Source organism: Larkinella bovis (assembly GCF_042655385.1).
Taxonomy (GTDB): Bacteria; Bacteroidota; Bacteroidia; order Cytophagales; family Spirosomataceae; genus Larkinella; species Larkinella bovis.
Genome location: NZ_JBHSMA010000005.1, coordinates 1 through 21,962 on the forward strand (window position 1 = coordinate 1; position 21,962 = coordinate 21,962).

A 21,962-nucleotide genomic window follows, 5' to 3' on the forward strand; every position below is an offset into this window, starting at 1 on the left:
CCCGGCCCAACTGGTTGGGCTCACCCACCTGCTCCCACACCGGCCGCACGATGTGCACCATCTTCCAGTGGGCCACCCACTTGCCACTGGCCCCGGCGGCCTGCTCCCGCTGCGCCCCCGCCACCGCCTTCTGCATACTGGCCTCAACGCCAGCTTCGGAGCCGACCGGAATGTTGGGTTCCATCCCGCCCTGCCATAAGGCATAATTCCCGTTGCGATCCGGCGTGTTGACCGCCCGCCGAACCCGGTCTTCGTAGTTGCGCATGTAGCCGTAGGTCATCGTAATGGCCTCGATGTTGGGATTGACGAAGCTTTTGTCCCAAGCCATCGCATCCGAGACGCTGTTGATGTAATCCCAGCGACCGGTGTTGTCGCCCACGAAATGCCGCCCCAGCACCGCCCGGATTTCCATCAGCTGGTGGGTGGCTTCCAGTTGCTCGACCAGCACGTAGACCTTAATGGTGCCGACCGGTAAACCCAGGTGGGTTTCCAGCGCCGTCAGCAGCTGATTCCAGACGCCAGCTTCCTCGGCGGTCTGGATTTTGGGTAGGTACAAGACGATGGAGGAACCGGCTTGTTGCAGGGCCTGGTAGTTGTTGACCACGTACAGGGTGGTATCGACAATGGAAGCGGCCAGGGCCACGCCGTCGGCATCGCGGATATGGCGGTCATCCAGGTGCAGTCCCCGGGCGCGAAAGATTTTGGTGGTAAAAGCCAGCTGTTGTTCCCAGTCGGTGATGATGGTCCGGCCCAGAAAACCGTCGGCCCAGCGGTTCATTTCCTGCGCCACCTGCCGGGCGGTGTTGAGAAAAACCGGGTCTTTGTGGATGGCCAGTTTGAGGTTTCGCTGGTTGTCGAGCGACATGGTGGTGATTTGTCCCAGGGCGTCTTCACCGTCGAACATCCAGCCATCGGCGCCCGAGAGCAGGGCGTAGGCCACGTTGCGAAGGCTGGATTCGAGGGGGGCGTTGGGTTTGGCGGCTGGTCCGGTACCCTGAATCCACTGGCGTTGCAGATCGGCGGGGATGGGCGATCCCTCAAAGTGGCCCTCGCGGGCATCCTGGACGCGGATGGGGGTGCCGGGAATGGTTGACTGAGGATCCAGGAACTGGATGCGGGTGTGGGTTTGCCCGCGGTGGGCGCGTCGTTTCAGACGGGCCTCCATGACGGTTTTGATGCGTTGGTTCAAGGGGGCCAGGGCAGTTAAGGCGGCCAGGGCTTGGGGCGTATACACATCCGAATAAATTTCCTGTAGGTTGTCGCGAATGACAAGGGTCATGGTTTGAAATAAATAGGTTGTGATCAAGCGTTTTAAAAAGCCGATTTAAAATCGGCTACAGAATCGGGCGGGTTTTCAAAACCCGCACAGCACACTATGCCAAAATAAACACCGTCATGGTGATCGGGCCGTGCGCCCCCAGCACCAGCGCCTGCTCGATATCCGCCGTTTTGGAAGGACCGCCGATGAAACCGCCAAAACCGTAGTCGCCGATCCCGATCCGCTCGTAGGCTTCGTGCAGGGTCGGCACCAGGTTGGCGGCTTCGACCACCACCGCCAGATGCTGGCAGATGTACGGCACGATCCGCTGCCCCATCTGCTGTTCGGGCAGCCAGACCGCGCCATTCTCGGCAACGGCCAGTTTCGTTTCGATCACGGCCAGTTCCACATCGTCGAAGCTGTGCGGATCGACCGTTTCCGACAGCCGTTCGAACGAGTCGCCCAGTACCGGTAAGGTGGTAATCACGCGTTGGGTCGCTGCAAAATTCGCCCGAATCCAGGCGGCTACTTCCGTCAGGCTTTCTACAATCAGGGCGGTTCCGCCAATGCTGTTAAAAACAGCCTGGTAGTTCGAAACGATGTTCTGGGGATTGCCCTTAAAAACCGAGATATCCGGTAACGGGCTGGCGGGCGGCTGGTTTTTCAGAACGGCGGCTAAAATACTTTCTCGGGTACTCATGCGGTTTTGGGGTTACAGGCGGTCGTTCAAACTTTTTCGGAACCGGTTTCAGACTGATTTTTGGCATACCACTCGGCGAATGATTCTTTGGGCCCTTCCGGCATGTCCCGCTGCCTGTACCAGGGGTTTAACTTGTTGTTTACCGCAAACGGAATATTGTTCAATACCCAGCGACCGGCCCGGCCCAGACGGGTATATGAATCCGGCGACGAGAGTGTCCAGGCCATGGCTTTCATCCCCAGCACTTTCGTGTTGGCCGCATAGCCTTCCCGGACAATCACCTGCCGCCACTGATACAGCTGGTCATGGATGTCGATTTTGACGGGACACACGTTGGAACAGGAACCGCAGAGCGTCGAGGCAAACGGCAGATCCGCGTGCCGTTTCATGTCCAGATTCGGGGCCAGAATCGCGCCGATGGGGCCGGTAATGGTGTTGTGGTAACTCAAACCGCCACTTTTCCGGTACACCGGGCAGGTATTCATACACGCACCGCACTTGATGCACTTCAGCGAATTCCGGAAATCCGGGCGGCCCAACTGGCGGGTTCGTCCCATATCGACCAGAATTAGGTGCATTTCCTGACCGGGGCGCGGTTTTCGGAAGTGGCTGGAATAAATCGTGATCGGCTGGCCGGTGGCACTGCGGGCCAGCAGCCGCAGGAAAACGCCGAGGTGTTTCTTTTTGGGAATGATTTTTTCGAGGCCCATGGAGGCAATCTGAACGTCCGACAAATGGGCGCCCATATCGGCATTCCCTTCGTTCGTGCAGACCACGTATTCGCCGGTTTCGGCCACCGCGAAGTTGACGCCGGTCAGAGCGGCCCGCCGGGTGATGAACGCATTGCGCAGGTGCCGCCGGGCAAACCGGGTGAGGGTGGTCGGGTCCGAAACGCCCTTCTCGGTCCCGAGGTGTTCATGAAAAATTTCCCCGATCTCCTCTTTCCGTTTGTGAATACAGGGCAGCACAATGTGGCTGGGCGGTTCGTTGTCCAGTTGCTGAATGTATTCGCCCAGATCGGAATTGATGACGTCGATGCCGCGTTCGGCCAGGTATTCGTTCAGGTGACATTCTTCGGTGAGCATCGATTTGCTCTTGATCATCTCCCTGATTTCCTTCGCTTTCAGGATGGAATAGACAATGCGGTTGTGTTCTTCCGCATCCGCAGCCCAGTGGACTGTAATGCCGTTTTTGGTCAGATTGGCTTCAAACTCCAGTAAATAATCGTGCAGATTCGACAGCACGTGGTTTTTGATCTGCGAAGCCGTTTCCCGCAAATCCTCCCATTCCGGAATCTGTTTGGAGGCCAAATCGCGTTTTTGCCGAATCCACCAGAGGGCACCATCGTGCCAGTTGACGTGTTCTTCGTCTTTTTTGATAAAGGCTTCGGCGAGGGCGGCATGATCTTTCGTTGCTTTTTCCATCACAGGTTCGCGTTTAGAATTTCGGCAATGTGAACCGTTTTCACGGCGCTTTTATTCCGGTGTAAAATGCCTTCGAGGTGCATCAGGCAGGAAAGGTCCACGGAAGTGATGTATTCGGCACCGTTCTTCACGTGATCGGTTACCCGGTCTTTCCCCATTTTGACCGAAACGGCCTCTTCGGCGATGCAGAACGTCCCGCCAAAACCGCAGCATTCGTCCGGGCGGTCCAGGGCTACCAACTCCAGCCCTTCCACCTGGCTGAGCAACTGAACCGGTTTGGAATACGGCGACGCGTTGAGTTCGCTCATTTGCGCCAGATACAACCCCCGCAGGCCGTGGCAGCTCTGGTGAATCCCGACTTTGTGGGGAAACCGGGCTTTCAGGGTATCGATTTGTAGCACATCGGTCAGAAATTCGACCAACTCATACACGCGCGATCGGATGCTTTCGGCTTTGGCCGGGTCGTCGGCCGCGTGCAGGTGTTGCTTCACGTGCAGCACGCAACTGGCCGACGGGGCCACGATGTAGTCGAAACCGCTGAAATTCGCCAGAAAAAGATCGTTGCATTCCTGCGTAAGGTGCTCAAAACCGGAATTGGCCATCGGTTGTCCGCAGCAGGTTTGCCGGGGCGGATACACCACATTGACCCCAAGTTTTTGCAGCAACTGCAGGGTTGCTATGGCCGCCTGAGGGTAAAACTGGTTAACATAACAGGGGATAAAAAGTCCGACAGTCATAGGGCGGGGTTGCTTGGGCGCTTTTTTCTTCTAAAGCGTTCAGGAAGATCGATTTACTACGTGAGTGCGCGGTGTTTTTACGAATGTGCCTGAATTGATGAGCCTGGTTTTCGTGCTAAAAAATCTATAGAAAAGCCAGAAGCCGTATTTTGCCGTTTTTATTCGCCGGTCAGGTCGGTCGAATGGGCTGGGAAATTATGGGTGGAAACCGTCCGGCAATTGGTCAGCCTGAACAAAAACCGCTGACCACAGTCAATAAACCGCGGGATAGGGGGACGGGATGACCCAACGGGGAGAGACCGCCCAAAACCGGCTGCTTCGGCAGAGTTCAGACAGTAAATCGTTTCATTTTTTACTTTATGAACTAACTGGCTGGATAAAAGGCCGGTAAAGTAGTGAAGTTAGTCCTATTCCCGTAAATTGAACGATGAGCCGGGCTGGGAGCCAATACCGTTGCTGCCTGATCCAGATTTTCCTAAAACCCTTAACATGTGCATTATCCATGAAGTGGACCCAGGTTATTGATCCGTTTAACGCTATAGCCTTGTCCGTGCTGGTCGCGGCAGTGCCCATTCTGTTCATTTTCTGGGCCCTGATCATTCGGAAAATGAAAGGCTACCAGGCCAGTCTCATCGCGACGGTGATGGCCGCTTTCATTGCCCTGCTGGTGTACGGAATGCCGGTGAAACTGGCGGTTTTATCGTTCGCCCACGGGGCACTGTACGGGTTGTTTCCCATTTGCTGGCTGGTTATCATGGCCGTATTCCTCTTCAACCTGACGGTCAAAAGCGGGCAATTCGAAATCATTAAACACTTCATGGCGTCCATCACGGCCGACCGGCGGCTACAGGCGCTGTTGATTGCGTTTTCGTTTGGCTCCTTTCTGGAAGGAACCGCCGGTTTTGGAGCACCAGTCGCCATTACGGCGGCCATGCTGGTCGGGCTGGGCTTCAATCCGCTCTATGCGTCGGGGATTTGTCTGATTGCCAATACCGCCCCGGTGGCGTTTGGCTCCATCGGCATTCCGATTACGGTGGCTTCGCAGGTGTCGGGCATTCCCGAATTACCGATTTCCCAGATGGTGGGCCGCACGCTGCCCATTCTGTCGATCATCCTGCCGTTTTACCTTGTAACGATCGTGGCCGGTTTTAAAAAAGCCCGGGAGGTGTTACCGGCGGTTCTGGTGTCGGGCGTTTCGTTCGCTGTTCTGCAATGGTTTTCGTCGAATTACCTGGGGCCTGCGCTGCCCGACGTTATTGCCGGACTGGGGTCGATTATCTGCATGATGGTTTTCCTGCGGTTCTGGAAGCCCAAAACCGTCTGGCGTTTTGCCAACGAACCAGCCCCGACTTTTCAGACCGACCGTTCGTACACGGGTGGGCAGATGCTGCGGGCGTGGTCGCCGTTCCTGGTGCTGACCATCATGGTGATTGCCTGGGGAATGCCGCCGATCAAGGAGGTGCTCAATGCGGTCGGACAGGTGCAGTTTGAAGTGCCGGGCCTGCACAACGCCATTCTGAGCGAAGAAGGTGTCGCCTTACCGAAGGTGTTTAAATTCAATTTCTTATCGGCGGCCGGAACGGCTATCCTGATTGCGAACCTGGTCGTCATTCCGCTGATTGGGTTGACGTACCGCGAGGGGCTGAAAATCTTTGGTGCGACGCTGAACCAGCTTAAATTCCCGGTTCTGACCATCGCGGCCGTGCTGGGTTTTGCCTACATCGCCAACGATTCCGGGATTACGCTGACCCTGGCCGCTGCGCTGGCCAACACGGGTTTTCTATTTCCATTTTTCGCGCCGGTGCTGGGCTGGCTGGGCGTGTTCATCACCGGTTCCGATACCTCGGCCAACGCCCTGTTCAGTAAATTGCAATTCGCTACGGCTCAGTCCATTGGTGTTGATCCGGTGGTAACGGTGGCCGCTAATGTGTCCGGGGGCGTGGTAGGTAAAATGATTTCGCCCCAATCCATTGCCGTGGCCGCAGCGGCCGGCGATCTGGTCGGCAAGGAATCACAGTTGTTCCGCTTTACGGTCAAACACAGCTTCATTATGCTGGGGGTCATTTGCCTCATTACTCTGACACAAGCCTATGTTTTTCAGTGGGTTATTCCGACGTATGAACTGCTGATCGCCCAAAAAACGGCACCCGTTACGGATCTGTCGCAGGGTTATGTCTACCTGCTGGCGCTGGCGGTTTTGTTAATTGCCCTGGCCTCAACGATTCGGTTCGTTTCGAACCGGCGTGCCCAAAAGCCAACACTGGTGAATTAAGGGGTTGGCACGCGCTATTATTGCTCCAGGTGCTGAAACCGCCCGTTCGTGATAACGTGAGAAACGGTCAGGGTTTCAGTCAGTACCACCAGATTGGCTATAAAACCGGGTTGAATTTTTCCTAACGTATCGCCCGCACCGATGATTTCGGCCGGAACCGTCGACGCCATCCGGAAGGCTTCGGCCGGCGACAGACCCACGTGTCGAATGCAATTCCGAACGGCATCCAGCAACGTGATGGACGAACCGGCCAGTTTGCCTTCATGGTTTGTAAACCGGCCCTCGTTATAATAAAGGGTGAAATCCTCAAAGGCATGCGTCAGTTTGGACGGATTGGCCAGAATGGCGTCCGAAATCAGAAACAGACGTTCGCCCAGGAGTTTTCGGGCTATTCGAACGGTAGCCCAGTCGCAGTGAAAACCGTCGGCAACGATGCTGGCGCAAACCGCTGGATGGTCAAAAACCGCCCCCACCACACCCGGTTCGCGGCTTTCAAACGGCCGCATGGCGTTGTACAGATGTGTGGCTAACGTAATTCCCTGCTCAAAGGCGGAGGTTGCCTGGTGATACGTAGCGTTACTATGCCCTACTGAAAGGCGGATATGGGCTTTTGCGGAACGTTCCAGCAGGCTGGCTAGGTGTTCCGGCAAGAAAATTTCGGGCGCAATCGTCAGGAGCCGGATTATACCGTGGCCTTTATTAAGTAACTCATCCAGTTCAGCTTCAACCGGTTGCCGAAGGGAGGCCAGACTGTGAACGCCCCGTTTTTCGGGGTTGATATACGGGCCTTCCACGTGCAGGCCCAGCACCCCGTTCGGATGGGTTTGGCGGGCTTCCCGCACGGCTTCGATGGCCGTAAGAATAACATCGGGTGAGGTCGAATAGAGCGTGGGCAGGAGCGACGTTGTTCCGTTTTTCAGGTGCGTCTGGTATAAGTGATCGACGGTTTGGACCGTGGGGGATTCGTTCAGAAACGCATCAGAGCCGCCGTATACCTGCAGATCCACCAAACCGGGAAGCAGCCATTGTCCTTGTACGTCAATGGCTTCCGGCTTGTTGACGACCCCATTGGTAACTTCCTGAATCAATCCGTTCGCAATCCGGACGGAAGCACCCGGCAACACTTCGGTGCCGGTGAAAACCGTCGCGTTGGTGAGGGCGAAGTCCTGCATGGCCGGATCAGTTATGACTTTATTGATTCCAGATTTCCCAGGCTTTTTCGGCCTGCAAATGCAGCATTGGCAAACCGTTATGGGTGGCGGCTCCCTGTTCGCGGCCCTTTTGCAAAAACCGTGTTTCAGCCGGGTTGTAAACCAGATCGTACAGCAAATGCCGCCTGGTTAGCATACCGTACGGAATGGCCGGGCTGGCGTCAATGTTCGGGTACGTACCCACGGGCGAGGTGTTGATAATCAGCCGGTATTCGTCCAGAATCTCCGGCGTCAGGGCCTCGTACGACAGGGCTTCGGCGGTTTGCTGGCGGGAGATCAACCGGTACCGGATTTGTAGATCGTTCAGGGCTGCGACGACGGCCCGGGCCGCCCCGCCATTCCCAAGAACCAGGGCGTGAAGGGTTGCCGGGCCAATCTCCTGGGCGCGCAGCCAGTCTTCCAGCGACGAGCGAAAACCGTAATAATCCGTATTGTAGCCAATTTTGCGGCCATCGGGCAGAATCCGAATCGTGTTGACAGCCCCGATTCGTCCCGCCGAAGCCGGGTCGAGTTCGTCCAGAAACGGAATGATGGCCTGTTTGTGCGGAATCGTGACGTTCAGCCCCACCAGATCGGGGGTCGACGCGAGCAGTTGGGGAAAAGCCGCCGGATCGGGCAGTTCGAATAAATCGTAACGGCTATCCGGAATGCCTTCTTTTTCAAACTTTTCGGTAAAATATTTCTGGGAAAACGAGTGGGTCAGGGGAAACCCAATCAGTCCATAACGACGCATAAACGGGCTTTTATCGGTTGCCCAAAGCTACAACCAAAACCCAAAAACCGGATAAAAAGCAAGATTAAATTGCGCCGTTGACCACTACCGAAAAAATGGCATCGCGAATCCGGATGGTGTCGGGCTGCGACCGGCCGGGCGAATCGCTGTCGGGATCGATCACAAACGTTGCGTTCAGGTGCCCTTCGATTTCGCGGCTGGTGGGATTGTACGCGTCGATGGTCACTTCGTTCTTTTCCGTTGCTGCGGAGTACAGATTGTACCGGTCGCCGGTGGCATTGTCGCCGATCCGCGTATACACCCAGGCCGATAGCGGGGTGCCTTTCAGGTCATCCCAGCGGGTGGGCCGGAGGGTATAGGTGCCGGTTTTTGTGGGTAACTGATTGATACTAAGCCATTGTACTTCGCCCTGGGAGCGGAACGTGCCGCATTCTTCGACCATGATGTTGATGCTGTCCCGGTTAAAAAACGTGGCCGTTGAGGCTGCCGACCATTCCTGCTGGTTCTTTAGCGCCATGAAATTGCCGCAGTTGGGAAGTTGGGGTACGCCTATCTTTTTATTGTCACAGTTCAGCAAAAAACCAATCAAGGACAGTAAAAGGAGGTTTTTCATAAATGGTATGGGTGGGAATATTGGTCTTGTGTACTATGACCATTTAGACGCCCGAAAGGTTTAAAAGACACCGTAAAAAATTAAAATTTTTGCTAAAAGCCGGACTGTCACTTTACCGATTAAACTCGGATATTTGCAATTCGACTGTCAAACAGTGTATGCACAACCTGATTTTATTTGACGATCCGACGATCCGCACGGCCTTGTTGCCCCTGACGTTTACCCGGCCGGTGAGCGAGATCCGGACTGGCATCTGCACCATCACCGAAAAATGGGCCCGGCGGCTCAAGACCATTCCGTCGTTTCTCACGGACCCGTATCTGCAAATAAAGTATCCCTGCCGGGAAAGTCACGACAGCTTTTTCGTAAACGGTGCCGTTTGCCCGTCAAAACCGCTGATTGAGGCCTTGAACGGGTTGTCGCCCGAAACCGCCCTGGTCAGGCCGGACGGTTTTCTGCTGGCCCTGCGGACGGCAAAACCGCTCAGGGCGACGCCGACGGTAGCCGATGCTGAACGGACCCTGACCTTTGCAAAACCGCTGACGATCATCCGAAATCTGCCGGAGATCTTTGCCCACAATGCCGATCAGATTCGCGCCGATTTTGAACTCCTGACGGCGGGCCGGCTCTCGCAACCGATCACCGATCCGCACACGCGTTGTTATGCACCCGAAAATATCTTTTTGGAGGAAGGGGCCCGAATTCGCGCGGCCGTGCTCAATGCCGAAAACGGCCCGATTTATATCGGGAAAAACGCGCTGATTCAGGAGGGAACGGTGATGACAGGCCCGTTTGCCCTCTGCGACCACGCCACGGTCAACTGGGGCGGCAAAATGCGCAGCAACACCACCATCGGTCCGTACGGCAAAGTAGGCGGGGAGGTGAGCAACTCGGTTTTTCTGGGTTACAGCAACAAAGGACACGACGGTTTTCTGGGGAATTCGGTGATCGGCGAATGGTGCAACCTGGGGGCCAATACCAACAATTCCAACCTGAAAAACGACTATACGAACGTAAGCCTGTACAGTTACGCAACGGGGCGGCTCGAAAAAACCGACCGCCTGTTCTGCGGCCTGATCATGGGCGATTATACGAAAGCCGGAATCAGCACCATGTTCAATACGGCGACGGTGGTGGGGGTTAACGTCAACGTTTTTGGCGCCGGTTTTCAGCCCAAATACATTCCGTCGTTTTCGTGGGGCGGGGGCGCGGAAGGGTTCGCCGATTACCGGTTTGAAAAAGCCCTGCAGGTGATTCGCGAAACCGTCAGCCGCCGGGGACTGGTATTTAGCAAGGCCGACGAAAAGATCCTGCGGGAAGTTTATCGGATGGAGGAAAAGAATAAAGAACGATTGACGTAAACGGGTATTTAAAACGAGGGAAGTGGGAAGGAAGCCAGTATTCCGGTTTCTCTCCTGCCTTCCTCCTTCAGGTATGCAATTCAGCGAAATCATCGGACATGACGAAACAAAGCGGGCACTGATCCGGGCGGTTCAGACCAATCACCTGGCCCACGCCCAGCTTTTCGATGGCCCGCCCGGGAGTGCTAACCTGGCGCTGGCGCTGGCGTTTGCGACGTACATCAATTGCGAAAACCGGCAGGAATTGCCGGATGGGCAGGGGGATTCGTGCGGCCGGTGTCCGTCCTGTACCAAAATGCAGAAATTGGTGCACCCGGATCTGTCGATTGTTTTTCCGGTCGCGGGCAGCAAGGTAACCAGCGAAACCCTCCTGGCCGACTGGCGTAAGTTTGTGCTGGGGCATCCCTACCGGGTGCTGGACGAATGGCTGGCGGCTGCGAACCTCAAGCAGGGCAATATTCCCGTCGAGGAAGCGCGGGAACTGATGGGCAAACTGTCGCTGAAGGCCTACGAAGGCGAATACAAGATCGTGCTGATCTGGTGCGCCGAGAACCTGCATACGGCCACGGCCAATGCCCTGCTGAAACTGCTGGAAGAACCGCCCGCCCGCACGCTTTTTCTGCTGGTGACCAACCAGGCCGATAAACTGCTGATTACCATTCTGTCGCGGACGCAGCGCGTGGCGGTTCGGGCTTTTACCGACGACGAAGTAGCGATGCATCTGCGACAGCATTTGAATCTGCCCGAAAAACGGGCCCGCCAGCTGGCCTACCTGGCCGACGGGAACCTGTCGGAGGCCCTTCGGATGGCGCAGGAAGAACCGGAAAAAGCCGACGCTGAACCGGGTAACGATCGGCACGCGTGGTTTGCCGAATGGATGCGGTTTTGCTACCGGCAGGATTTGATTGCCCTCGTCAAACAGGCCGACCAGTTCGATGCGCTGGGCAAGGAAAAACAGCGCGGTTTGCTCGATTACAGCCTGAACCTCTGCCGGGATTTATTTTTGTGGAAGCATGGCGTCACGGCGTTGTTGCGACTCCCGGACGAGGAACGTACGTTTGTGGAAAACTTTGGCAAAGTGCTTGAATCCCATCACCTCGAAAACATGGTCGGCGGGTTGAACGAAGCGGTTTTTCACATTGAACGAAATGTCCGCGCCAAAATGGTGATGATGGATTTGTCGCTTACCTTCAGCAGTTTGATCCGCAACGGAAAATGAAACGCCCGACAAAGCCGGTGGCTGGCGAACCCCTCAAACAGGTAATCGGTTTTGCTGACCGGCTGGATTTTCCGGACCTGGGCTGGACCGACGTCGAGACGAAAATCGATACCGGTGCGTATACCTCGGCGCTGCATTGTACGGATGTCCGGCTGGTGCCCCACGGCGATGGCTTCCGACTGCGGTTTGCGCTGGTGACCGGGCGGGGGAAAAAGAAAAAACACTTTACAACCGATCTGTTTCAGTACAAAACCGTTAAAAATTCGTTTGGTCAATCCGAAAAGCGATTTATCATTAAAACCCGTGTCCTGATCATGGGGCGGCTTATCCGGGCCGAATTCTCGCTGGCAAACCGCGGAACGATGCGGTTTCCGGTTTTGCTGGGCCGTAAACTATTGCGCAACAAATTTGTTGTTGACGTATCACTGCAAAATGTTTCGTACCAAATGAAACAACAGAGCCCGGCTTCCTGACGTTGTCACCCATCCGGGGTTTTTCTCCCCCATTTTTCCATCAACGACTTTCTACCAAAACGTATATGCGTATTGCGATTTTGTCGACCAATCCCGAACTGTATTCCACGCGACGGTTGGTCAAGGCAGCCCAGGAGCACGGCCACGAACCCCTGGTGATCGACCACCTGCGGTGTCAGGTTATGATCGAAGGCGGCAAACCGGAAGTGCTTTATAAAGGGCAGCCGCTGGAGCAAATCGACGCCATTGTGCCCCGGATTGGCGCTTCCGTCACCGATTACGGCTGTGCCGTGGTCCGGCAGTTTGAAATGAAAAAGGTATTTACAACGGCTCGTTCTCAGGCTATTACGCGTTCCCGGAATAAATTGCGGAGTTTGCAGGTGTTGTCGAAAGCGGGCGTGGGGTTGCCCAAAACCGTCTTTGCCAAACACCCCAAGGACGTCGATAACCTGATCACGCTGGTGGGCGGCCCCCCGGTGGTGATCAAACTGCTGGAAGGAACGCAGGGGTTGGGCGTAGTGCTGGCCGAAACGGCCAAAACCGCCAAGTCGGCAATCGAGGCTTTTTACGGACTGAAAGCAAATGTGCTGATTCAGGAGTATATTGCCGAAGCAAAAGGGGCCGATGTCCGGGCGTTCGTGGTCGGAAACCGGGTAGTCGGTGCCATGAAGCGGCAGGGTAAGGAAGGCGATTTTCGTTCGAACCTGCACCGGGGCGGCACCAGCCAGGCGGTTTTGCTGACCCCCGACGAGGAATGGACGGCGGTGAATGCTGCCAAGGCGCTGGGTTTACGGGTAGCGGGTGTCGATCTGCTGCAATCCAACCGGGGGCCGCTGGTGCTGGAAGTCAACTCATCACCCGGGCTCGAAGGCATCGAAAAAGCCACCGGCATCGACATCGCCGGCCAGATTGTCGACTATATTGAAGAAAAAATTCCGACCGACGAAATTGATACCGTCGGCGTTTAAAACACGGAATTAAGAGTGATGCATGAAGAGGGATGAGTTGGCTGACGCTTTTATCACTCATTATTCATCACTCTTAACTCACTTTTCATTTATGAAGATAAAAATTGGAACCCGGAGCAGTCGGTTGGCGCTCTGGCAGGCCTACCACATTCAGGCCTTGCTGAAAACCGCCGACGTTGATTCGGAACTGGTGCTGATTGAAACCAAAGGCGATCAGATTCTGGATCGTTCCCTGTCAAAAATTGGCAGTAAAGGGGTGTTTACGCAGGAACTGGAAGACCAGCTTCGGGCTGGCACCATCGATATTGCGGTGCATAGTGCCAAAGATTTGCAGTCGTCCCTGCCCGACGATTTATCCATCATCGCCTTCACGGAACGGGAGCGGGTCAACGATGTGCTGGTGAGCCACGACAAAAGTTTGTCGCTGACGAGTGGCCGCGAATTTGTGGTCGGAACGTCTTCCACGCGCCGGGTGGCGATGCTGAAGCATTTTTGCCCGCACATCAAAACCGTCGATATGCGGGGCAATCTCCAGACGCGCCTGCGGAAAATGGAAGAAGGCCAGTGTGATGCGCTGCTGCTGGCCTTTGCGGGTGTTCACCGGATGGAATACGACGAGCTGATTGCCGAATACCTGCCCACGCAGGATTTTACCCCCGCCGTGGGGCAGGGCAGTGTGGCCGTCGAAGCCGCCAGTACCTTATCACTGGAGAAACTGGAACTCATTCGCCGACTGACCAACCACGAGCCGACGGAGGCCTGTCTGAAAGCCGAACGCGCGTTTTTGCGTCGGCTGGAAGGCGGGTGCAGTATCCCGGTTTTTGGCCTGGCGACCTTGCAGGGCGAGGAACTGACCCTGACCGGCGGGATTGTCAGTCTGGACGGGAGTGAACTGCTGCGCGAGCAGTTTAGCGGACCGCTGGCGGAAGCCGGGGCAATCGGTCACGACCTGGCCGAAAGCATTTTAGCAAAAGGTGGGGGCGAAATTTTGCGGGCTGTGCGCCAAAACTTGTAACTTGGCCCGCGAAAGTCCCACCTGATCCCACAATGGTTAAAATTGCCCAAACGGAAGCCGACGTTCGCCGGTGCCTGCCCGCGATGGTAGCGTTACGCTCGCAGCTGACCGAAACCCAGGCGCTGGAACATATTTTGTCGTTACAGGAAACGGACCGGTATCTCATTGCCTACATTGATAATACCGTGGAGCAACCGGCGGAAACCGTGGCGCCGGCCGTGATTGGGTACCGCTACATGAATTTGCTTTTCAGCGGCAAAACCCTCTATATTGACGATTTGTCGACGCTGCCCGACCAGCGCGGCAAAGGCTATGCGGGCCGGTTGCTCGACTTTGTGATCGACGAAGCGCGCAAAGCCGGTTGTACGGCCGTGACGCTCGATTCGGGGCAGAATCCGCAGCGGTATGATGCGCACCGGTTGTACCTGAACAAGCGGTTCAACATCGTCAGCCACCATTTTGCGTTGAAGTTGTAGTTCGAACCAAAGAAAAGAGAGAAAAGACGAAAGCGACCCTCTTCCCCTATATTCCTTATGCGGCTATCCGTATTGCTTCTTACCTTGTTCCTGATTAGTCCGGCCTGGGCTAAAAAACCGCCCAAAAAGAAAGATTATCTGGTGACGATCAACACGGATTTGGGTTCGATGCGATTGATTCTGTACGATCAGACCCCGAAGCACAAGGCGAATTTTATCAAGCTGACCCAGGAAAAGTTTTACGACGGGCTGTTGTTCCACCGGATTATCCAGAATTTCATGATTCAGGGGGGAGACCCGGAATCGCGCAACGCCAAACCGGAGCAGATGCTGGGCAACGGCGACGTTGGCTACCTGATTCCGGCCGAATTTGTGCCCGAACGGTTTCATAAAAAAGGAGCGCTGGCGGCTGCCCGCAACAACAACCCCGAAAAGGCGTCGAGCGGTTGCCAGTTTTACGTGGTACAGGGCCGGGTGTGGGACGATGAGAGTTTCCGGGCCCAAACCGAGCGCATTGCCCAGTTGAAAGGTCGTCAGCCGACCGATGCGCAGAAACAGGTCTACCAAACGCTGGGCGGTACCCCGCACCTGGACGGAAACTATACGGTTTTTGGGGAGGTGATCGACGGGCTGGCCGTTGTGGACAGCATTGCCCGCCAACCCGCCAATCCGCTCAACCGGCCGTTGAAAGACCTGAAAATGACGGTTTCGGGCGAGTGGATGAAGAAGAAAAAAATTACCAAACAATACGGGTACGTTTACCAAAAATAACGAAATCCCGGTTTTAAACTTTTTATGAAAAAACGCATTCTGATTACCGGTTCCAACGGTCTGCTGGGCCAGAAACTGGTCGATTTGCTGACGAAGCAGCCTGCTGTCGAGCTGATTGCCACCGCCCGTGGGGCCAATCGCTTACCCGCTTCGGAAGGCTACACTTTTCAGTCGATGGACATTACCAACCGGGAGGAAGTGCTGGCGGTGGTTGGTCAGACCAAACCGGATGTCATTATTCATACGGCGGCCATGACCAACGTAGACCAGTGCGAATCGGAGAAAACCGCCTGCTGGGCGCAGAATGTGTCGGCGGTCGAGTACCTGATCGAAGCCTGCCGGATCCATGATGTATTTCTGGAACACGTTTCAACCGACTTCATTTTCGACGGTTCGGCGGGGCCCTACGACGAGGAAGCGGAGGCTAATCCGATCAGTTTCTACGGCTGGAGCAAATATGCCGCCGAGAAAGCCGTTATTCATTCGGGGATCCAATGGGCCATTGCCCGGACGGTTCTGGTCTACGGCATCGCGCACGATATGAGCCGGACCAACATTATCCTGTGGGTAAAAAAGTCGCTGGAAGACGGCAAAACCATCAAGGTGGTAACGGACCAGTGGCGGACGCCCACGCTGGCCGAGGACCTGGCGCTGGGCTGCTGGCTGATTGCCGACCAGAAAGCCGAAGGGATTTTCAACATTTCGGGGAAAGACTTTCTGACGCCGTATGAAATGGCCATCAAAACCGCCGATTATTTCCAGCTCGATAAGTCCCTGATTACGCAGGCCGACTCGACTACCTTTACCCAGCCGGCCCGGCGCCCACCACGCACCGGATTCATTCTGGACAAACCGCGTCGCGTCCTGGGCTACGAACCGAGAAGCTTTGAAGAAGGCATTGCGGTTTTAGCCGGACAGATTGCCTGACTGGTTTACGGTATACAGTTTACGGTTTTCGGTAGCTGACGCTCAAAGAAGAGTAGGCGTCAGTCCCGGCGGAGAACCGACCCGCAAACTGTATACCGAATACTGAAAACTGTATACCGAAAACCGTAAACCGCTATGAAATGGATTTTCTTTTTGGCACTTATCAGTGTTTCGCTTCAAAGTGTGGCCCAGTTACCGGCATCCGGCAAGAAAGTAACCGGGCCGATTACGACGAAACGGGGGATTGCTCTGAAAATCGGGGATACGGTCCGGTTTGGTGAAGGCGGTTTGGCAGACGGAAGCTATCAGCACATTTACGTGTCGTTTGACAAATTTGGTCAGAAAACCGCCCATCTGGAAGAAGGGTACGGTTACAAGTACGCCGTGATCAAGGAGTTTCGGGAAGTAGATTCGGGCAACGACAAACGATACGTCGCCCTGGTTCGGCCCAAAGGTGGTATCAGCGTGAACTTCCGCGCCGTTGATCTGGAACCGGCGATGGAATCCAAGGAAATTATTTCCGTCAACGGCACGGCGATCAGCAAGTTGATTAGCCGGAAACAGATTTAGAGTTTCGCCGAAAACCGTCGCTACTGACTGAGTTTGCTCAAAACCGTGTAGCCTTTCAGTTTTCCGTTTTTGTTGTAGGTTTCGGTTTTGATATCGAACAGCACCTGGCTGGCCCGGTAGCTGGTCGAGCGGAACGTGGCCCGAATCGGGATGCCCATCGCCCGGTTGGTCATGTTGATCTCCGAATTGATTTTGGATACGCTGAACTGTCCGGCGGGCGTGGTCAGGTTTTCCTGGCCTTCTACGGCCCGGTTGACCACCTGAAAATCCATATCCATCATTTTGGTGCCTTTGCTGTAGAGTTCAGCCGCCATGTTCCCATCGGGTAATTTACTGCCAGTGCCCAGTTCTTTGGGGTAAATCAGCTGGTTGGCTTTCACCTTCACTTCCATGTCCTTCAGGCCATCGTTAGTGGCTAGCAGCAGGCCCGATAAGTCCGCAATGAGTTCGTTGCCGTTGCAGGTATACCGAACGGCCATTTCCGGGGACGGTTTATCTTTTTCGTCGAACGATTGCATCGTGACGTCGATGAGGGTCGAACCGCCTTCACTTTTCACCTCTTTGATCGTGTACACCATCCGGCCGATGATTTTGTCTTTGGGACTGTACGATAGCATTTCGTAGCTGGAACCGGCCTTGAATTTCATACCCAGACAGTCCTGAGCCGATGTTTTAACGAGGGTGAACGCCAGGGCGAAAAAAAGAACGAGGAATTTCATACAATCGGGTTTATGGGATACGGCCCGAAAATACGCAGTTCTTCGATTCTGGCAACAAAGGATTGAGGGAACGGGTGTTAGACCCAGGCCATGCTCACCACGCCGATCAGCATGATCAGTTTGCAAAGTGAACTCAGGTAGGAGAAATCCCGCTTGGTATCGGCCCGGACCAGCCGGTAAACGAGCCAGGCAATCGGCACCAGCAAAATGACAAAAATCCAGAACAACTGCGGATTCTGGAGCGAATGGGCGATGACGAACAGGGAAACGATAAAGACCGCAATGATGCCATACAGAACCTGCTTGGTTCGGCGCAATCCCCAGATGATCGGCAGGGTGCGGCAACCGAAGCGGGCGTCGCCTTTGACGTCTTCCATGTCCTTGATGATCTCCCGGACGAGCGTGATAACGAAGGAGAAAAGGGCGTAAATGAGCAGTAAATCAACCTGTTGCCGGTAATAAACCGCCAGCACGATCAGGGCCAGGGCGGTCAGGAAAGCCACGATAAAGTTGCCGATGAACGGCTGGCGTTTGAAGGTCGAGGAGTAAAACCACAGCAGCGTGACCGACAGCACATTGACGACAAAAATCCATTTGCTGAGATAAAACCCGATGACCACGCCGAGAAAATTGAGCGCCTGATGGGCGCCCATCGCAAGCTGTCGTTTCAGATACCGCCCGATAATGACCCGTTCCGGTTTGTTGACGATATCGATCTTGACGTCAAAATAATCGTTGATGATGTACCCGGCAGCCGCAACGCAAACCGTGGAGAGTGAAAGCAAAAAGAGTTTGGTGTCGAGCAAAAGGCTGGGCCAGTTGTCGCGCGGGCCGATGAGCGTTACCCGGGCGAAGTACTGCGTACCCACAATAATGAGAAGATTCTGCACCCGAATCAGCCGCAGAAAACCCAGGACAAACACATAAAAGGGCGGATTACCCGTGCGGGCCGCTTTGCTCCGAACTTTGGGGTTCATAACCAGAAACAAAATTCAGTCAAAGATACGGTTTCCGGGCCGAATCCCCGGCGACATTAAAATCTTTCTCCATTGACGCGAATCCGTGAACACAATTAGCCGCAATTGATGTTATGGAAAGTGATTGACGATCGGATGGTATCCTTGCTTGCTTTGACATCCATTGATGCTATTGCGATCCCTCAGTCCCTCAATCACTTATCTGATTTTATGAAAATTGGCATCGTATGTTACCCGACGTTCGGGGGAAGTGGGGTTGTTGCGACTGAACTAGGCAAAGCGCTGGCAAAAGCCGGGCATAAGATTCACTTTATCACCTACCAGCAGCCGCCCCGGCTCGATTTTTTCAACGAGAACGTTTTTTACCACGAAGTTAATATACCGACTTATCCGCTGTTTCAGTTTCCGCCCTACGAATCCGCGCTTTCCAGTGCGATGGTGAACGTGGTGCAGTACGAAAACCTGGATTTGCTGCACGTGCATTACGCCATTCCGCACGCATCGGCGGCTTACATGGCCAAGATGATTCTGCGTTCGCAGGGGCGGCATATACCGTTTGTAACTACTTTGCACGGAACGGATATTACGCTGGTTGGGAAAGATGCCTCCTACGAACCGGTGGTGACGTTCGGCATCAATGAGTCGGACGGGGTAACGGCGGTTTCGAACCAGTTGCGGCAGGAAACGCTCGACCAGTTCGCGATTCGGCGCGAAATTGAGGTAATTCCGAATTTCATTGATCTGGAACGGTTCAAGCGCCAGAAAAAAGAACATTTCAAAACCGCCATTTGCCCGAACGGCGAGAAGCTCATCGTGCATACCTCAAACTTCCGGCGAGTGAAGCGCATCGACGATGTCGTCCAGGTTTTTAATAAGATTAATAAGCAGATTCCCAGTAAGTTGCTATTGTCGGGCGACGGGCCGGAACGCGTTCGGATCGAGAAGTTATGCCGCGACATGGGCATTTACGAGGATGTCCGGTTTCTGGGAAAACTCGATGCGGTGGAGGAAGTCTTGTCGGTGGCCGATCTGTTTCTGATGCCTTCGGAAAACGAGAGCTTCGGACTGGCGGCCCTGGAAGCACTGGCGTGCGAAGTACCGCTGATTACGTCCAACGCGGGCGGTTTGCCCGAACTCAACGTGCAGGGCATGACCGGTTTTCTGAGCAATGTGGGCGATGTTGACGATATGGTGAAAAACGCCCTGTACGTGCTCAATGACGATAACCTGCCGACCTTCAAGCATAACGCGCTGGAGCGGGCGAAAGAATTCGAGATTTCGCGGATTCTGCCCTTGTACGAGAACTACTACGAAAAAGTAGTGATGGAAAGCCGGGCGCTGGTTTGAAACCGCATTTTTTCAAGACTTTCTGGCCGATAAGTGTTAACTTTGTAGCTTAATCAACGAACGTATGAAATTCGGTGTAGTAGTTTTTCCCGGTTCCAATTGCGACGACGACGCGGTCCATGCCCTGCGCGACCAACTGAAGCAGGACGTTGTGAAACTCTGGCACAAAGACCACGACCTGCAGGGCTGTGATTTCATCATTTTGCCCGGCGGTTTTTCGTACGGCGATTATTTGCGTACGGGAGCCGTGGCCCGGTTTTCGCCCATCATGAATGAGGTGATCAAACACGCCGAACGGGGCGGTTACCTGATGGGTATCTGCAACGGTTTTCAGATTCTGGCCGAAGCGCGGCTGGTGCCGGGGGTGTTGCTGCGGAATACCAACCAGAAATATGTTTGCAAGAATATCTACCTGCGTCCGCAGTCGAAAAGTGTGCTGCTGACGGCGGATCTGGAAGATAAAGCCTATAAAATTCCCATTGCGCACGGCGAAGGCCGGTATTTTGTCGATGCCGATACCCTGAACGAGCTGAACGATAACGATCAGATCATTTTCCGTTATTGCGACGAAACCGGTAACATCACCGATGCGGCCAATCCGAACGGCAGTCTGGACAACATTGCGGGGGTTGCCAACGAACGCAAGAATGTGTTCGGCATGATGCCTCACCCCGAACGGGCCGCCGATCCGCTGCTGGGCAATACGGATGGCCGGTTGATTCTGGAACAATTGCTGAACGCCGTCCTGGTATAGAACAGGCGTCCCTTTTGCGAAACACAAACTCCCCGAACGATTGCCGTTCGGGGAGTTTGTGTTTTATCACTGCTCCAGTTTCTTCACCACCCATTCGCCTACTTTTAAGCCTTGATTCCGGCCGTTATCAATCGCGTCCATGAAGTGAATGCCGCCGTAAAACCGGGACAGGCCGGCTTCAATGGCGGCCTCCCGGAACGAACGGAAAGTGCGGGCTTTCAGACCGTAGCGCTCCTCGACGGTATCGGTGTAGTTGAAGTTGTCACCGAAAAAATGGGTGAGAATAACTTCCGTAGCCGACGAAACCGTGGAATGGCCGCTGAGGTACTCCGGAAACGGGGGCGTTTGCAGAAACGGTTTCCAGGACGGGTCCATCAATTGGCGAATGGCGCTTTCGGGCCGGATGCGGTCGCTCCGGTATTTTTCGTCCCAGCAGGCCAGAAAACCGTCCATCAACCCGATCGACACCGCCGTGTGGATTTTCAGCGTTTCGGCAAAGCTCTTTTTCGCCTGGGCGCAGGCAATGCCGGTAATGCCGAGCCAGTGGGCACCCGGTGAGATTTTTTTTAGCCCCACCATCAGGTGACCATTGTTTTCGAGCGCAAATGGATTGCAGTCCCAGAAAGCCGCAATCTGCCGGTGTTCGTCCGATAAGGTTGTGCTACCCGCCCTGTGATTCTCTTCGAGCAGGCGGTAAAAAGCCGATTTCCTGTCTTTGGAAAAGGCCACGGGCGGAACCGGCTTAAACTGCGCGGCCGAATCCAGCGTAAACGGCCGGACAGTGTTGAAATAGGGCTCGACCGGCGCAAAATAGCCCGGCGGTGTCGGGTACCAGTGCCCCTCTTTTTCGGAAGGGGTGTAACGCGGGTAGTTGCTGATTTTATTGTACCGGTCGGCCTTCGCGTATTTCAGAATCTGCGCGCTGATCTGGGTGGCATACGCCGTGGAGCGTTCAATGACCTCGTCTGAAAAACCGACCGTGCGGCAGGAATCCAGCAGTTGCTTTTCCAGCGTTGCCAGCCGCGAGCCCGACGGCTGCATTTTCTGGGCGGTTTTCATCATGGCTAACAAGGCGCTCAGGTCGGTGGAATACCCGCTGACATCCTGCGGTTTCGAAAGGGAAGGATAGTCGTTCAAAACCCCGTGCATACTCCGAAATGCCTGGTCGTTCTGCGCCACCACTTCGTAGCCCGCCAGACAGGCGTAGCTGAAAAACCGGGCGGCCAGGGGTGGGTTGGTTACGTCGTGGATCATCACCTCCGTCATCTCGTCGATGACCTTGCTGACCTCGCGGTGACTGAGTTCCGGGGTCTTCTTTGTCTGGCAACTGCTGAGGATGAGGAAGAATAATAAGATTTTTTTCATTGAACTGGAAGGAATTGTTACACAGAGTTGATCAGGGGAAATCAGGGGTAATCGGAGAAATACTTTGATAAC

Annotated in this window: 22 protein-coding genes; 12 read left to right on the forward strand and 10 right to left on the reverse strand. The window is 54.8% G+C overall.

Annotated elements, in window-relative coordinates:
• From ACFPMF_RS16630 to ACFPMF_RS16645, 4 genes are all read right to left on the reverse strand, one after another.
• The coding region (locus ACFPMF_RS16630) for a malate synthase (RefSeq protein ID WP_379847228.1) at positions 1-1,279 on the reverse strand (1,279 nt) is incomplete at its 3' end.
• Positions 1,280-1,373: 94 nt separating this feature from the next.
• Positions 1,374-1,958, reverse strand: a complete 585-nt coding sequence (locus tag ACFPMF_RS16635) for a LutC/YkgG family protein (RefSeq protein WP_379847231.1) — start codon at positions 1,956-1,958, stop codon at positions 1,374-1,376.
• A 26-nt stretch (positions 1,959-1,984) separates the two neighbouring features.
• Entirely contained in the window at positions 1,985-3,382 is a 1,398-nt protein-coding gene (locus tag ACFPMF_RS16640; protein WP_379847233.1) for a lactate utilization protein B, read from the reverse strand.
• Positions 3,382-4,119: a (Fe-S)-binding protein gene (locus ACFPMF_RS16645; protein ID WP_379847235.1), complete on the reverse strand. Its 738-nt coding sequence runs from the start codon at positions 4,117-4,119 to the stop codon at positions 3,382-3,384. Before ACFPMF_RS16645 ends, ACFPMF_RS16640 begins: the two co-directional genes overlap by 1 nt.
• Before the next feature lie 502 nt (positions 4,120-4,621).
• Here ACFPMF_RS16645 and ACFPMF_RS16650 point away from each other — a divergent pair.
• A complete protein-coding gene (locus ACFPMF_RS16650; protein ID WP_379847237.1) occupies positions 4,622-6,391 on the forward strand; it encodes an L-lactate permease in 1,770 nt (589 codons plus the stop codon).
• Between the two features lie 17 nt (positions 6,392-6,408).
• Here ACFPMF_RS16650 and nagA read toward each other — a convergent pair whose 3' ends face one another.
• The 3 genes from nagA to ACFPMF_RS16665 all read right to left on the reverse strand — a co-directional run bounded on the left by nagA (position 6,409) and on the right by ACFPMF_RS16665 (position 8,948).
• The gene (gene nagA / locus ACFPMF_RS16655; protein WP_379847239.1) at positions 6,409-7,563 is read right to left on the reverse strand and encodes an N-acetylglucosamine-6-phosphate deacetylase; all 1,155 of its coding nucleotides are present in this window, start codon (positions 7,561-7,563) and stop codon (positions 6,409-6,411) included.
• A 19-nt stretch (positions 7,564-7,582) separates the two neighbouring features.
• A complete protein-coding gene (locus tag ACFPMF_RS16660) occupies positions 7,583-8,335 on the reverse strand; it encodes a shikimate dehydrogenase family protein (RefSeq protein WP_379847242.1) in 753 nt (250 codons plus the stop codon).
• A gap of 64 nt (positions 8,336-8,399) precedes the next feature.
• Complete coding sequence (locus ACFPMF_RS16665; RefSeq protein WP_379847245.1) at positions 8,400-8,948, reverse strand: hypothetical protein; 549 nt, start codon at positions 8,946-8,948, stop codon at positions 8,400-8,402.
• Positions 8,949-9,106: 158 nt separating this feature from the next.
• On the opposite strand from ACFPMF_RS16665, the gene ACFPMF_RS16670 reads away from it, so the two are divergent.
• From ACFPMF_RS16670 to ACFPMF_RS16710, 9 genes are all read left to right on the forward strand, one after another.
• Positions 9,107-10,309: a putative sugar nucleotidyl transferase gene (locus tag ACFPMF_RS16670; protein ID WP_379847248.1), complete on the forward strand. Its 1,203-nt coding sequence runs from the start codon at positions 9,107-9,109 to the stop codon at positions 10,307-10,309.
• 73 nt (positions 10,310-10,382) lie between these two features.
• A complete protein-coding gene (locus tag ACFPMF_RS16675; protein WP_379847251.1) occupies positions 10,383-11,528 on the forward strand; it encodes a DNA polymerase III subunit in 1,146 nt (381 codons plus the stop codon).
• Entirely contained in the window at positions 11,525-12,001 is a 477-nt protein-coding gene (locus ACFPMF_RS16680) for an ATP-dependent zinc protease family protein (protein ID WP_379847254.1), read from the forward strand. The genes ACFPMF_RS16675 and ACFPMF_RS16680 overlap by 4 nt, the downstream gene beginning before the upstream one ends.
• A gap of 65 nt (positions 12,002-12,066) precedes the next feature.
• Positions 12,067-12,969: a 30S ribosomal protein S6--L-glutamate ligase gene (rimK, locus tag ACFPMF_RS16685; protein ID WP_379847257.1), complete on the forward strand. Its 903-nt coding sequence runs from the start codon at positions 12,067-12,069 to the stop codon at positions 12,967-12,969.
• Positions 12,970-13,060: 91 nt separating this feature from the next.
• On the forward strand, positions 13,061-13,984 hold the full coding sequence (hemC, locus tag ACFPMF_RS16690; protein WP_379847260.1) for a hydroxymethylbilane synthase: 924 nt from the start codon (positions 13,061-13,063) through the stop codon (positions 13,982-13,984).
• A 32-nt stretch (positions 13,985-14,016) separates the two neighbouring features.
• Positions 14,017-14,460, forward strand: a complete 444-nt coding sequence (locus ACFPMF_RS16695; RefSeq protein WP_379847263.1) for a GNAT family N-acetyltransferase — start codon at positions 14,017-14,019, stop codon at positions 14,458-14,460.
• A gap of 57 nt (positions 14,461-14,517) precedes the next feature.
• Positions 14,518-15,231 (forward strand): peptidylprolyl isomerase, encoded by a 714-nt coding sequence (locus tag ACFPMF_RS16700; protein ID WP_379847265.1) that lies wholly within the window; start codon positions 14,518-14,520, stop codon positions 15,229-15,231.
• A gap of 24 nt (positions 15,232-15,255) precedes the next feature.
• A complete protein-coding gene (locus tag ACFPMF_RS16705) occupies positions 15,256-16,158 on the forward strand; it encodes an SDR family oxidoreductase (protein ID WP_379847268.1) in 903 nt (300 codons plus the stop codon).
• 135 nt (positions 16,159-16,293) lie between these two features.
• Positions 16,294-16,728 carry a hypothetical protein gene (locus tag ACFPMF_RS16710; RefSeq protein WP_379847271.1) on the forward strand — a complete coding sequence of 145 codons (435 nt, stop codon included), beginning with the start codon at positions 16,294-16,296 and terminating at the stop codon, positions 16,726-16,728.
• A gap of 20 nt (positions 16,729-16,748) precedes the next feature.
• Here the strand turns inward: ACFPMF_RS16710 and ACFPMF_RS16715 are convergent, their stop codons facing one another.
• Complete coding sequence (locus ACFPMF_RS16715) at positions 16,749-17,447, reverse strand: TapB family protein (RefSeq protein WP_379847274.1); 699 nt, start codon at positions 17,445-17,447, stop codon at positions 16,749-16,751.
• Positions 17,448-17,524: 77 nt separating this feature from the next.
• Entirely contained in the window at positions 17,525-18,424 is a 900-nt protein-coding gene (locus tag ACFPMF_RS16720) for a geranylgeranylglycerol-phosphate geranylgeranyltransferase (protein WP_379847276.1), read from the reverse strand.
• A 210-nt stretch (positions 18,425-18,634) separates the two neighbouring features.
• Between ACFPMF_RS16720 and bshA the strand changes: the two genes are divergently transcribed.
• Together bshA and purQ are read left to right on the forward strand one after the other, a co-directional pair.
• On the forward strand, positions 18,635-19,771 hold the full coding sequence (gene bshA, locus ACFPMF_RS16725) for an N-acetyl-alpha-D-glucosaminyl L-malate synthase BshA (RefSeq protein WP_379847279.1): 1,137 nt from the start codon (positions 18,635-18,637) through the stop codon (positions 19,769-19,771).
• 64 nt (positions 19,772-19,835) lie between these two features.
• The gene (gene purQ / locus ACFPMF_RS16730) at positions 19,836-20,525 is read left to right on the forward strand and encodes a phosphoribosylformylglycinamidine synthase subunit PurQ (RefSeq protein ID WP_379847282.1); all 690 of its coding nucleotides are present in this window, start codon (positions 19,836-19,838) and stop codon (positions 20,523-20,525) included.
• A gap of 66 nt (positions 20,526-20,591) precedes the next feature.
• Here purQ and ACFPMF_RS16735 read toward each other — a convergent pair whose 3' ends face one another.
• Entirely contained in the window at positions 20,592-21,890 is a 1,299-nt protein-coding gene (locus ACFPMF_RS16735; RefSeq protein WP_379847285.1) for a vanadium-dependent haloperoxidase, read from the reverse strand.
• Positions 21,891-21,962 lie beyond the last annotated feature (72 nt).